The sequence below is a fragment of the Herbaspirillum sp. GCM10030257 genome, assembly GCF_042666555.1.
Lineage (GTDB): Bacteria > Pseudomonadota > Gammaproteobacteria > Burkholderiales > Burkholderiaceae_D > Noviherbaspirillum.
Map to the genome: position 1 here is coordinate 271433 of NZ_JBHTDH010000008.1, position 11533 is coordinate 282965.

Below are 11533 nucleotides of genomic sequence, written 5' to 3' on the forward strand. Positions count from 1 at the left end.
GCGACGGCTGCAAGCCGGTCGCCCGTTCTCTTCCCGGGCCGGGATGCCGTCATGCGGCATCCCGGCCTTTGTGTTTCTGATCTTCCTTCTGCCCTTCGTGCTGTTGGTCATCGCCCTTGCGTGCCGGACTGCATTACACTCAATGATCCTCAACGACATCCAGGACCGCCATGGCTGCCTACATCATTGGTCACATTCGCATTACAGATCCGGAAAAATGGCATGCTTACCGCTCGCGCGTCGGCGCGACAATTGTTGCTTGGGGCGGCGAGCTGGTGTTTCGCGGCGAAGTCGTGGAGGTGTTGAATGGCGTGCACCCGCAGACCGACACGGTGGTTGCGCGCTTTCCCGACAAGCAAGCAATACGCGCATGGCATGATTCGCCGGAATACCAGGCGCTGATTCCGTTACGGGATGCAGGAGCCGAAGTGGTGCTCATCAGCGTCGACGCAACGGCGTAAAATACCGGCATTGCGACCTCAGGGGCTGTCATCGGCACCGGGGTCATTTCAATTTGGCTGCATCCGCGACACGGACGCGACGCAGCCCCAGCCGGAATACCATCATGTCTCAGCCTACCGAAAGCCTCATCGAATATCCCAGTGATTTCCCCATCAAGATCATGGGCGTCATGCAGGATGCCTTTGCACAAACCATGGTCGATGTTGTGGTACGTCACGATCCCACCTTCCACGCTGGCAAAATGGATATGCGCCCATCATCCAAAGGGACTTACCTGGCACTGACCGTCACCGTGCGCGCGACCAGCCGTGAACAGCTGGATAACCTGTACCGGGAGCTGTCCTCCCATCCCATGGTCAAGGTTGTGCTCTAAGCTTGCTTGATAAGCGCTGACAGGTCAGGACGTGCCACCTCATCCAGCATCCATTGCCGGAATGCCTGGACCTGGGGCTTCTGCAGCGATTCCTGCGGACACACCAGAAAATACGACAGTGAACACTGCGACGCGATATCGAACAGGCGCACCACATCGCCGGACGCCAGATCGGTCAATGCCACCACATGACGTGCCAGAGCAATGCCATGCCCTTCGGCCGCGGCACGCACCAGCATTGAGGAATCCTGAAACACCAGGCCGGCAGCCGGCTCAAGCAGGTCAAGACCGGCCGCGCGGAACCAGGGCGTCCACGGTTCTCCCTCACAGCGCAGCAGGGGGCAATGCGCCATTTCCTCCGGCGTACGTGGCAGCTTGCCGCCATTGAAGCGAGGGCTGACGACCGGATAGTAATAGTCGTCCAATAGTTTTTCGACCACCAGGCCGGGATAGTGGCCGCGTCCGAAACGAATACCGATATCGACCGACTCCCGCACGAAATCGGTCAGGTGTGCGCTCGATTGCAGTATCACTTCCAGATCGGGATGCTGCTCGATGAAGCGTCCGATACGCGGAGAAAGCCAGCGCGCCGCAAAAGAAGGCAAGGCGGTGACGGTCAGCCGCTTATGCTTGCTGTCCGCCTTGAGCGCGGCGGCGGCTGTTGCGATATCGCCAAGCGCCTTGCGCAGGGTCGCGGCGAAGCGCTCGCCTTCCGGCGTGATGGCAATGCGCTTGCCATGGCGCGCGAACAGCGCAATACCCAGTTCTTCTTCCAGCGCCCTTATCTGGTGACTGATGGCTCCGTGGGTAACATGGATTTCTTCCGCCGCGCGGGAAAAGTTTTGATGGCGCGCGGCAGCTTCGAAAGCACGCAGCGCGGCAAGATTGGGCAAGCGTCGCAGGTCAGCCATCTTTGTGAATTTTTCTAACAAAGAAAGCCAAAATATATCGTTTAGTCATCATCGTGGCAAGCTCTACAATGAACTCACTGATCGGGGATTGCCTCCAACTGCGAGCCTGCAGCGGCACCCGTCCAGCCATTTCAGGAGTGTACTGCCATGAGAGGACTATTCACAAACCAGCTGCTATCCATCCAACCTGGCGAAGCCGTTTCCGGTATTGCCTCGCGCCCCCAGACCCTGCGTGTGACACGCGGCAACGTCTGGCTGACCGTTGAAGGCATCAAGCATGATTACTGGCTCAGCGCCGGCGATAGCTTTACTGCCATTCCCGGTCGCCTGATCGTGGTGGAAGCCGACACCGACAGCAGCATCGATACCCGCCGTGCAGGCGCGGTACAGGCAAAACAGGCTGCGCAAACCATGGCGAACTGGATTAGCGGTCTTGGACAGCGTCTCTTTGGGCATGCCACCGTCCAGACCAGCCTGAAACGGCATCGTACTTGCAGCGACGCCTGCTGCTGATCCATCAACGCCAGGTCAGACCAATGCGCGTAGCCGTCAGCATATCGCTCATTAAGCAGTCCGGCGCGGGAAATGTCGACGAGTGAAGTAGTCGGCATGCCCGAACCGGCACCGCCCGCGACCTTGACCGACCGGCTGCACTGCCGTCTGCATAATAAAAACAAGGAGATCATCCATGAAGTGCCATATCGCGCAGATCAATATTGCCCGCGCCCTCGCCCCGATCGATGATCCGGTCATGGCAGGTTTCGTTGCCCGCCTCGACGATATCAATGCAGTTGCTGACAGCAGCCCGGGATTTGTCTGGCGTCTCAAGACCGACGACGGCAATGCAACCTCGCTCAATCCTTACGACGATGACCACATCCTGGTCAACATGTCGGTCTGGCAATCGATTGACCACCTGAAGCACTTTGTCTATCGCAGCGCCCATGCGCAGGTGATGCGTCAGCGCAAGAGCTGGTTTGAGCGCATCCGCGATCCTTATACCGCACTATGGTGGATCGAACCCGGACACATACCGACCATTGCCGAAGCCAAGGAACGACTCGCTTATCTGCGGCTTTATGGCGATACGGAATTTGCGTTTTCGTTTACCAGGGTGATTCATCCTCCCGGCATGCTGCAGTCCGTCGAGTGAAATAAATAACAGAACCGCCGTCCACCTTTACCGCCTCAGGGAAACAACATGAACGTCATCCGTAGCAAGGAATTTACCGCCGATCGCGCATGGGGTGCGCTCGATATCGCCAACATGGGTGGCGTCACCACGCGCCTGCACTGGACCGACAAACCGTATGAATGGCATGTCAACGACGGTGAAGAAGTATTTGCGGTACTCGACGGCATGGTCGACATGCACTACCGCAGCGAGGGTGTGGAAAAAGTCGCGGAACTGCATACGGGTGACGTGTTTTTTGCGGGTGTGGGATGTGAACACGTCGCGCATCCGCGTGGCGCTGCACGCATTTTGGTCATTGAAAAGGAAGGCAGCGTTTGACTGTACTGCTGACGTTCCTCTTTAACGTTTCCCCGCCTGCAAGGTCACCATCGCAATCACCCCGGCAACCAGTCCCCAGAACGCGGAGCCGACGCCAAATAGCGACACACCCGATGCCGTCACCAGAAAGGTGACCAGTGCCGGTTCGCGTTCACGCTCGTTTGCCAGCGCGGCGGCCAGGCCATTGCCGATGGTGCCGAACAAAGCCAGTCCGGCAATCACCAGCACCAGTTCCGTCGGGAAAGCGGCGAACACCGCACCCACCGTCGCACCGAACAAGCCGATCAGCAAGTAGAACATGCCCGCCGCTACCGCTGCGACGTAACGGCGCTTTGCATCTTCATGCGCTTCGCGTCCCATGCAGATCGCGGCAGTGATCGCCGCCAGGTTCAATGCATACGCACCGAAGGGCGCCAGCAGCACATTAACGACACCAATCCATCCGATCACGGGAGAAATCGGCGCCGCGTAGCCCGAGGCGCGGATCACCGCGACGCCGGGCACATTCTGCGAAGCCATGGTGACAACGAACAACGGCAGTGCGACACCGATCACCGCCGACAGCGACAGTGTCGGTGTGATCCATTTCGGCTTCGCGAATTCGAGATGCACGGTCTCCAGATGCAGCAGCCCCTGCGTCGCGGCAATCACGATGCCCAAGGCCAGCGTGGCGATCACCGCATAACGCGGAAACAACCTGCGGCCGGCCAGGTAGGCAAGAAACATCGCGAAAGCCATGACAAACTGCGTCTTCATTGCAATGAAGGCATCGAGGCCAAAACGCAGCAGCACACCGGCCAGCATGCCGGAAGCAATGGATACAGGAATGCGGCTGATCATGCGCTCGAAGAGTCCTGAGAATCCGCATACCATGATGAGCGCAGCCGACAGCAGGAACGCGCCGGTGGCATCGCCGAGCGACACGCCAGCCGCACCGGTGATCAGCATCGCGGCGCCCGGTGTCGACCAGGCGGTGACGATCGGTATGCGGTAGCGCAGCGAGAGCAGGATGCAGGTGAGTCCCATGCCAAGCCCAAGCGCCCACATCCAGGAACTGATTTCCTCCGGACCGGCGCCAAGTGCGCGTGCGCCTTGAAAGACGATGACTGCTGAACTGGTGAAGCCGACGAGTACCGTCACAAAACCGGCGGCGACAGCCGACAGCGAAAAATCCTTGGCGAATGACATGGCGGGTGCAGAAATTATGCGAGCCCGCATTGTTGCATGGATGCAGCGCACCTGCACCCATGCGGCGTGATGCGATGACAGGCTATTACAGCGCTTCGGCGATCGCCTTGCCAAGGTCCTGCGTGCCGGCGGACCCGCCGATGTCGCGTGTGAACGGTGCGTTCGCCGGACCGGCTTCCAACACCTTTTCAATGGCCTTGAGCACTGCCGCACCGGCTTCCGGATAACCGAGGTGTTCGAGCATCATCGCGCCGCACCAGATCTGCCCGATCGGGTTGGCAACGCCCTTGCCGGCGATATCGGGCGCCGATCCATGCACCGGTTCGAACAGCGAAGGAAAGAGTCGTTCCGGGTTGATATTGGCCGACGGTGCAATCGCAATCGTACCCGTGCACGCCGGACCCAGATCCGAAAGGATATCGCCGAACAGGTTGGATGCGACCACGACGTCAAAGCGGTCCGGGTTCTGCACGAAGTGCGCGGTCAGAATGTCGATGTGATACTTGTCCCAGCGGATCTCCGGGTAGCTTTTCGCCATCTCGACAACACGGTCGTCCCAGTACGGCATGGTGATGGAGATGCCGTTGGATTTGGTGGCGGAGGTCAGGTGCTTCTTCGGCCGGCTCTGCGCAAGGTCGAACGCAAACTTGAGGATGCGGTCCACGCCCTTGCGGGAAAACACACTTTCCTGGAACACGATTTCACGGTCCGTGCCTTCGTACATCTTGCCGCCTACTGACGAGTACTCGCCCTCGGTGTTTTCGCGCACGACATAGAAGTCGATATCGCCCGGCTTGCGATTGGCGAGTGGCGATGGAATGCCCGGCATCAGGCGGCAGGGGCGCAGATTCACATACTGGTCGAACTCGCGGCGGAACTTGAGCAGCGAGCCCCACAGCGAAATATGATCGGGCACGGTGTCGGGCCAGCCAACCGCACCAAAGAAGATGGCGTCATGCCCGCCGATCTGGTCCTTCCAGTTGTCGGGCATCATCTGCCCATGCTTCTGATAATAATCGCAGGAAGCGAAATCGAAATGGTCCCATTGCAGGTTGATGCCGAATTTGCGCGCCGCGGCTTCCAGCACGCGCAGTCCTTCGGGGACGGTTTCCTTGCCAATGCCGTCGCCGGCAATTACTGCTATACGGTGAGTTGCCATAGTGATTGTTCAAGCCTGATGGTAAAAACGAAAATTCTGTTGTGCTGACGAAGAGGCCGCCCGATAAAAGTGGCGGCCACGAGAATATCGCCGACTGGCAATGTCAGGCATCAGATCGGCCATGCAGCGACACAGTTGGTCACATGGCCGTATGCGCGTGCCCGCGCAGATAGGATATTACTTTTTGCCGAGGCCTGCGTCCTTGGCATCCTGCAGGTAAACCTTGCTGCGCTGGGCCATGAATTCAGGCATCTTGTCGACCGAAATATCCACGATGTCGAAACCGCCATCAGCCAGCTTCTTGCGCATGTCGGGATCGCTGTTCAGGTCCGCCATCACATCGGAAATTTTCTTCTGGATATCCTTTGGCGTGGATTTGGGTACGGCCACGCCGCGATACGCGCCGTCCACCCAGTCAAGCCCGACTTCCTTGAAGGTCGGCACATCCGGAAATGCCGGGTGACGCTTTTCCGAGGCCACCGCGAGCAGGCGCATCTTGCCTTTCTGCTGAATCGCGAATGGCAGGTAAGTCATTGCCGCGTCCACATGGCTGCCCAGCATGGAGGAGATCAGGTCGCCAGTCCCCTTGAACGGAACATACGTCGTTTTGACGCCGGCCTGCTTGTTGAAACGCTCATGCGCCATATGATTGGCGGACAGGCTGCCCGAGCCGGCAATATTAATTGAATTCGGTTTTTCCTTCGCCGCTTTCACGAGGTCCTGATAGGTCTTGAAAGGGCTGTTGCCGGGCACCACCAGGGCGTCCGCCGTGAAGTGATAGAAGTAGACCGGCGTGATGTCTTCGGTCTTGTATTGCACCGAACCTTCGAGCGGCTGCAGCACGATATGCGGCAGGTTCACACCAGCGATCGTATAGCCGTCCGCAGGCATGCTGTTGAGTTGCCCCCACACCAGGCCACCGCCCGCGCCCGCTTTGTTCAACACCACCATCGATTGCTTGTACTTGGTCTTGAATAGTTCGGCTTGCAAGCGCGCCACATAGTCGGATTCGCCACCCGGCGGGAAGGGAATCACGTATTGGATCGGCTTGTCAGGATAATTCTGCGCCTGAGCGTGTGCTGCGGGATGCAGCGCAGTCAGGCCCAGGGCAACAATGCTGATTAGCTTTGTCAGTGTCATTTCAGTCTCCAGTCCGTAGTTGTTTTGTCTGCACGGTTTTGTCTCCAACTCGCTTGCATGCCGCCTGACGGCATTGCTGCATTACGCCATTGCTGGCTTACTGCGCGGCGTGCTAGCCATTGATACGTTCACATACTGCGCGGGTCACATCGGTAGTCGTTGCGCTACCTCCAAGGTCGGGTGTGTGAATACCGCTTACCGTTACCTGTTCAATCGCCTTCATTAATGCGCGGGCCGCCTCCGGCTCGCCAAGATGCTCAAGCATCATCGCGGACGTCCAGAAGGTGGCGATGGGATTGGCAATGCCCTTACCGGTGATATCGAATGCGGAGCCATGGATGGGCTCGAACATGGAGGGGAAATTGCGCTCGGGATTGATGTTGGCCGTGGGACCGATGCCGAGGCTCCCGGACAAAGCCGCCGCCAGGTCCGACAGGATATCGGCATGCAGATTAGTGCCCACGATGACGTCGAGCGTATGCGGCTTGAGCACCATGCGGGTGGTCACCGCATCGACCAGTTCGCGGTCGGTCTGCACGTCGGGAAATTGTTTCGCGACTTCAAAAAAGATTTCATCCCACAGCACCATGCCGAAACGCTGCGCGTTGGATTTGGTCACCAGTGTCAGTCGCTTGCGCGGACGCGTGCGGGCAAGCTCGAATGCAAAACGGTGTATGCGTTCGACACCGACACGGGTAAACACCGCAGTCTCAGTCCCCACTTCAGTCGGCAGGCCGCGATGGACGCGTCCGCCATTGCCCGCATATTCGCCTTCCGAATTCTCACGAACAATGATCCAGTCGATTGCATTGCCCTGATGCAGCGGACTTTTTACGCCAGGCAGCACACGTGCCGGGCGTACATTCGCATACTGATCGAAGCCTTGGGCAATCGGCAGGCGCAAGCCCCAGAGTGAAACGTCGTCCGGCACTTTCTGACTGCCGACGGCACCAAAAAAGATTGCATCGAATTGCTTGAGGCGCTCCAGTCCTCCGGGCGGAATGTAGTGACCGTGTTCAAGGTAGTAATCGGAATTCCAGGGAAAATGCTCGACCTCAAGCCGGAATCCGCCGATGCGGCGCGATAGCGCTTCCAGCACTTCCAGCCCTGCTGAAATGACTTCCGGCCCGATGCCATCGGCCGGGATCGACGCGATTTTGTGTACACGCATAAATGTGGTCCTTGAGAAATATTTGGGGCGCAAGAGCGGCAATTTCCCGTATACAAGTACGGGACTCGCATGATGCGCATGACAACTTTAGTGCGTTCTCAGGCCGGCAGAACGCGAGTAAAGTTAAGCTACCTTGTAGTTCCGGTTAATACTATGAACACCGCCATCAACATGAAGTGCATCGCAAATGGCGGGACAGGGTATTTTGAGAAGCGCTTGAACATGACGCGGACATCATGAAGCAGACATCGGAACTGAACTTTTTCCTTACCATCATCAAGGCTGGCAGCCTCTCCGGCGCGGCGCGAGAATTGGGTATCACGCCGCCAGCCATCAGCAAGCGACTGGCGCAGATGGAAGAGCGCTTGGGTGTCAGCCTGCTGAACCGGTCGACGCGCCGCCTCAGCCTGACGACCGAGGGAGAACTGTATCGTGATGATGCGATGCGCATCCTGGCAGATATTGATCATATGGAGCAGCGCGTCAGCCGTGGCCGTACCGACGTAAAGGGTCGGCTGCGGATCAACGCGCCGCTCGGCTTCGGCAGGGTTTACATCACGCCGCTGGTCTCCGACTTCGTCAAGCGGCATCCCGGCATCGAGATCCAGCTGCAGCTGACCGACGCGCCGCTCAACCTGGTGGATGAAGGCTTCGACCTCGGGATACGTTTTGGCGAATTACCCGACACACGCATCATTGCGCGCAAGCTGGCAGCCAATCGCCGGTTACTGTGCGCCAGTTCCGCTTACCTGCAGCAACACGGCACGCCTGTCGTTCCGCGAGACTTGCTTGCACATAGTTGCATCGTGCTCCGGCAGAACGAAACGGCTTATGGCGTCTGGACCTTCAGCAAGGATGGCAAGACTGAAACGGTCAAGGTCACCGGGCCGGTGACGAGCAACGATGGTGAGGTGACCCTTAACTGGGCACTGGACGGACACGGCATCATCATGCGTGCCGAATGGGATATCGCCAAGTACTTGCGCAGCGGGCGGCTGCAACTGGTGCTGGAAGACTATGCAACGCCGCCGGCAGATATTTTCGCAGTCTACCCGGAGCGGCACAGCGCTTCGGCCCGGGTGCGGGCATTCACCGATTTTTTGGTGGCAAGCTTTGGCGAACGGGCCAGCGCATCGACGGACGCCGTTACCGTGGCATCGCCCATGACGTGGTAAATGGCAATGCACAGGAAATGACGGCTTGCCCGGCCATGTGCATGTGCAGCTTGCCGCTGATCCCGGTGGTTGATGCTGCTTGTCGATACCGGTGATGCCAAGTTTTACAATGCGCTTACTTCACCGCATAGAGGGCGCTGGAACTGCTCCCTGATTGCGTCAGCGGAGAGTCCCATCGCGAGCAGATGATGCAGCTTGACGTAAATCGCCTCGAAGGTCATGTCGCATGCGCCGATCACGCCCACCGCGCTCATGCCCGCGCCGGCTGCATAGGTGCCAATGGCGACTTCGGCATGCAGAGACTGGCTGCAGGCGACAGTGACCACGCCATTGCGTCTTGCCTCGTTCAGCATCTGCAGCAACGCCGGGTCGCGGTCGGGTGCATTACCCGAACCAAAGCACTCCAGGATCAGCGCCCTTGGCTTCAGATCCAGCATCGCCTTGACGACACTCATCGGCATACCCGGCACGAAACGTACCGGCAATACCAGGTCCTGCCTATAGTCCGGCAACTCGAACTGCTCGTGCGTCGGACGCGGCAGCAAGGCATCTTCGTTCAGCCGCACCTCAATGCCGATCTCGGCAAGCCGGGGATAGTTCGGGCTGTCAAAGGCTTCCAGCCGGGTCGAACTGACCTTGGTCGAGCGATTGCCTCGCAGCAAGCGCTGATGAAAGCAGATCGCGACTTCATGGATTGCATCCGATGCCGCCAACTGCAGGGAGGTGATCAGATTTTGCGCCGCATCGGAGCGCGGTACGCCCAGTGGAATCTGTGAACCGGTGACAATGACGGGTTTGCGCAAACCTTGCAGCATGAAGGACAAGGCGGTCGCCGTGTAGGCCATGGTGTCGGTGCCATGCAGGATCACAAAGCCGTCGTAATCCTCATAACGCACAGCGATGTCGCGTCCGATGGTCTGCCAGTCCTGGGGTCTGGCATTGGTACTGTCAATCGGGCTCGGATAGGCATGCAGGGTGTAGCGCGGCAGACCGTCACGATGGGTATCCAGCAGACGCGTCAGCACGCCGGCGAAGTCGGGCATGGGTGCGTAACCGTTGGCGGTCTTTGCCATACCGACGGTACCGCCGGTGTAGATCAGGCCGATGTGTTTTCCGTTCATCGTCGTCAACATTCTTCATGGTAAGCGGGGATGGCTGGTTCAGCCTTCCCCGGGTGCTTCGTTTGCCAGTTGCGCCAGTCGCCGCGCAACCAGTGCGGTAACATCGATCAGCTGCTTGCCGGCGGCATCTTCACTCTGCAAGGGAATCAGCGGCAGTTCAGTACAGGCCAGCAGCACAGCGGGTGCCTGCAATTGCCGGAGCAGCGACTGGAATTGTTCGCGCACATGCGGTGCCGCGCCGCCGTAAGCCTTCACGTCGTAGATCAGCTGGTGCAGTTGCCTGGCCTGTTCTCCTTGCAGCACTTCCACATCCACATGGTTTGCCAGCTTCCGGTAATGGGACCAGTCGCCGAGGTCGATCACCGGTCGCGCGCCAAGCAGCGCCACGCGTTGTATGCGGCTGTGCCGCAGGAAGTCGACAACGACGTCAGCGAAGGACACCAGTTTGGCCGGCAGGCCGAGAGCGTCGAGCTGCGGCTGATAAAGATTCAGGGTGTTGCAAGCGATCGCGTAATAATCCACGCGTTGCGCGATTGCAGCCGCGGTATCGCGCATGCAGTTCCATACGCGCTCATGATTGCGGTCCAGCTCCATCGACAGCCCCAGCGTCGGCTCGGACAGTATGGTCACATTCGGCGCATCAAGATCGCCGCGGAAGTGGCTTCCGTACAACTCGCGATTTGCCTGCAGCAGCTTGTTCCACAGGTCGATTCCTGCTTCCGGACCGGAGCCGGTAATAATGCCTATCCTGCTGCGGGTCGAAGCCTGCGGTAAACGCGATGACTGCGATGAATGGAAAGAAGAAGATGTCGAATGCATTGCCGGCAATTCCCTGTGTGAGATGGTCAGGGTAGTTTGGCAGCAGTTTGACCTCCCGTCATTATTTCAGGCAATGGCGCGCCCTTCCCGACGATGTGCCGGTACCGGTTGATCAGACTGGGATTCTGGTGAGATGCGGCCGGCCGGGTTACCGGCCGGCCGCATTAATGCACTGTTAGCGAATTACTTCACGACAGCGATTTGCTCACGCTTGCCACCCTTGTAGGTGTACAGGGTCAGCGTGCCGTTCTTGATGTCGCCCTTCGGGTCGAAGACGATATTGCCAGTCACGCCCTTGTAGTTGATCTTCTGCAGTTCTGGCAGGTACTTCGCCGGATCCGCGGAATCGGCCTTCTTCATTGCTTCGACCATCACCATGACGGAGTCATAGACGTACGGAGCGTAGATCTGGACGTCGGCATTGAACTTCTTCTTGAAGGCAGCACGGAAGTCTTCCATGCCCTTCTTCTGCGCTTCTTCCACACCGCCTGCTTCCGCGCA

The 11533-nt window shown here is 58.6% G+C and carries 14 protein-coding genes; 6 read left to right on the top strand and 8 right to left on the bottom strand.

The window, feature by feature from the left end:
* The first annotated feature begins 170 nt into the window (after positions 1-170).
* Complete coding sequence (locus tag ACFQUU_RS15085) at positions 171-461, top strand: DUF1330 domain-containing protein (RefSeq protein WP_382248492.1); 291 nt, start codon at positions 171-173, stop codon at positions 459-461.
* Between the two features lie 104 nt (positions 462-565).
* Positions 566-835 carry a DUF493 family protein gene (locus ACFQUU_RS15090; protein WP_057290833.1) on the top strand — a complete coding sequence of 90 codons (270 nt, stop codon included), beginning with the start codon at positions 566-568 and terminating at the stop codon, positions 833-835.
* Here ACFQUU_RS15090 and gcvA read toward each other — a convergent pair.
* Positions 832-1746: a transcriptional regulator GcvA gene (gene gcvA, locus ACFQUU_RS15095; RefSeq protein ID WP_382248495.1), complete on the bottom strand. Its 915-nt coding sequence runs from the start codon at positions 1744-1746 to the stop codon at positions 832-834. The two genes, ACFQUU_RS15090 and gcvA, sit on opposite strands and share 4 nt — an antisense overlap.
* Positions 1747-1893: 147 nt before the next feature.
* On the opposite strand from gcvA, the gene ACFQUU_RS15100 reads away from it, so the two are divergent.
* The 3 genes from ACFQUU_RS15100 (at position 1894) to ACFQUU_RS15110 (ending at position 3259) form a co-directional block, all read left to right on the top strand.
* Entirely contained in the window at positions 1894-2259 is a 366-nt protein-coding gene (locus ACFQUU_RS15100; RefSeq protein WP_382248497.1) for a DUF2917 domain-containing protein, read from the top strand.
* Between the two features lie 175 nt (positions 2260-2434).
* Positions 2435-2899: a DUF3291 domain-containing protein gene (locus ACFQUU_RS15105; protein ID WP_382248499.1), complete on the top strand. Its 465-nt coding sequence runs from the start codon at positions 2435-2437 to the stop codon at positions 2897-2899.
* Between the two features lie 48 nt (positions 2900-2947).
* Complete coding sequence (locus tag ACFQUU_RS15110) at positions 2948-3259, top strand: cupin (protein WP_382248501.1); 312 nt, start codon at positions 2948-2950, stop codon at positions 3257-3259.
* A gap of 21 nt (positions 3260-3280) precedes the next feature.
* Here ACFQUU_RS15110 and ACFQUU_RS15115 read toward each other — a convergent pair whose 3' ends face one another.
* From ACFQUU_RS15115 to ACFQUU_RS15130, 4 genes are all read right to left on the bottom strand, one after another.
* Positions 3281-4447, bottom strand: coding sequence for a benzoate/H(+) symporter BenE family transporter (locus tag ACFQUU_RS15115; RefSeq protein WP_382248503.1), 1167 nt, complete (start codon positions 4445-4447; stop codon positions 3281-3283).
* A gap of 85 nt (positions 4448-4532) precedes the next feature.
* Positions 4533-5606 (bottom strand): tartrate dehydrogenase, encoded by a 1074-nt coding sequence (locus ACFQUU_RS15120; RefSeq protein ID WP_382248505.1) that lies wholly within the window; start codon positions 5604-5606, stop codon positions 4533-4535.
* Between the two features lie 177 nt (positions 5607-5783).
* Positions 5784-6746, bottom strand: a complete 963-nt coding sequence (locus ACFQUU_RS15125; RefSeq protein ID WP_382248507.1) for a Bug family tripartite tricarboxylate transporter substrate binding protein — start codon at positions 6744-6746, stop codon at positions 5784-5786.
* Positions 6747-6858: 112 nt separating this feature from the next.
* Positions 6859-7917 (bottom strand): tartrate dehydrogenase, encoded by a 1059-nt coding sequence (locus ACFQUU_RS15130; RefSeq protein ID WP_382248509.1) that lies wholly within the window; start codon positions 7915-7917, stop codon positions 6859-6861.
* A gap of 236 nt (positions 7918-8153) precedes the next feature.
* Between ACFQUU_RS15130 and ACFQUU_RS15135 the strand changes: the two genes are divergently transcribed.
* Positions 8154-9092: a LysR family transcriptional regulator gene (locus ACFQUU_RS15135; RefSeq protein WP_382248511.1), complete on the top strand. Its 939-nt coding sequence runs from the start codon at positions 8154-8156 to the stop codon at positions 9090-9092.
* Between the two features lie 104 nt (positions 9093-9196).
* Here ACFQUU_RS15135 and ACFQUU_RS15140 read toward each other — a convergent pair whose 3' ends face one another.
* The 3 genes from ACFQUU_RS15140 to ACFQUU_RS15150 all read right to left on the bottom strand — a co-directional run.
* Complete coding sequence (locus ACFQUU_RS15140) at positions 9197-10213, bottom strand: type I asparaginase (RefSeq protein ID WP_382248513.1); 1017 nt, start codon at positions 10211-10213, stop codon at positions 9197-9199.
* 39 nt (positions 10214-10252) lie between these two features.
* Entirely contained in the window at positions 10253-11032 is a 780-nt protein-coding gene (locus ACFQUU_RS15145; RefSeq protein ID WP_382248515.1) for an aspartate/glutamate racemase family protein, read from the bottom strand.
* Between the two features lie 183 nt (positions 11033-11215).
* A partial coding sequence (locus tag ACFQUU_RS15150; RefSeq protein WP_382248517.1) for an ABC transporter substrate-binding protein occupies positions 11216-11533 on the bottom strand: 318 nt, incomplete at its 5' end.

Excerpts from the sequence above, each read along its gene's own strand:
- ACFQUU_RS15085 (WP_382248492.1), top strand. The coding sequence starts at position 171 with ATGGCTGCCTACATCATTGGTCACATTCGCATTACAGATCCGGAAAAA.
- ACFQUU_RS15090 (WP_057290833.1), top strand. The coding sequence starts at position 566 with ATGTCTCAGCCTACCGAAAGCCTCATCGAATATCCCAGTGATTTCCCC.
- gcvA (WP_382248495.1), bottom strand. The coding sequence starts at position 1,746 with ATGGCTGACCTGCGACGCTTGCCCAATCTTGCCGCGCTGCGTGCTTTC.
- ACFQUU_RS15100 (WP_382248497.1), top strand. The coding sequence starts at position 1,894 with ATGAGAGGACTATTCACAAACCAGCTGCTATCCATCCAACCTGGCGAA.
- ACFQUU_RS15105 (WP_382248499.1), top strand. The coding sequence starts at position 2,435 with ATGAAGTGCCATATCGCGCAGATCAATATTGCCCGCGCCCTCGCCCCG.
- ACFQUU_RS15110 (WP_382248501.1), top strand. The coding sequence starts at position 2,948 with ATGAACGTCATCCGTAGCAAGGAATTTACCGCCGATCGCGCATGGGGT.
- ACFQUU_RS15115 (WP_382248503.1), bottom strand. The coding sequence starts at position 4,447 with ATGTCATTCGCCAAGGATTTTTCGCTGTCGGCTGTCGCCGCCGGTTTT.
- ACFQUU_RS15120 (WP_382248505.1), bottom strand. The coding sequence starts at position 5,606 with ATGGCAACTCACCGTATAGCAGTAATTGCCGGCGACGGCATTGGCAAG.
- ACFQUU_RS15125 (WP_382248507.1), bottom strand. The coding sequence starts at position 6,746 with ATGACACTGACAAAGCTAATCAGCATTGTTGCCCTGGGCCTGACTGCG.
- ACFQUU_RS15130 (WP_382248509.1), bottom strand. The coding sequence starts at position 7,917 with ATGCGTGTACACAAAATCGCGTCGATCCCGGCCGATGGCATCGGGCCG.
- ACFQUU_RS15135 (WP_382248511.1), top strand. The coding sequence starts at position 8,154 with ATGAAGCAGACATCGGAACTGAACTTTTTCCTTACCATCATCAAGGCT.
- ACFQUU_RS15140 (WP_382248513.1), bottom strand. The coding sequence starts at position 10,213 with ATGAACGGAAAACACATCGGCCTGATCTACACCGGCGGTACCGTCGGT.
- ACFQUU_RS15145 (WP_382248515.1), bottom strand. The coding sequence starts at position 11,032 with ATGCATTCGACATCTTCTTCTTTCCATTCATCGCAGTCATCGCGTTTA.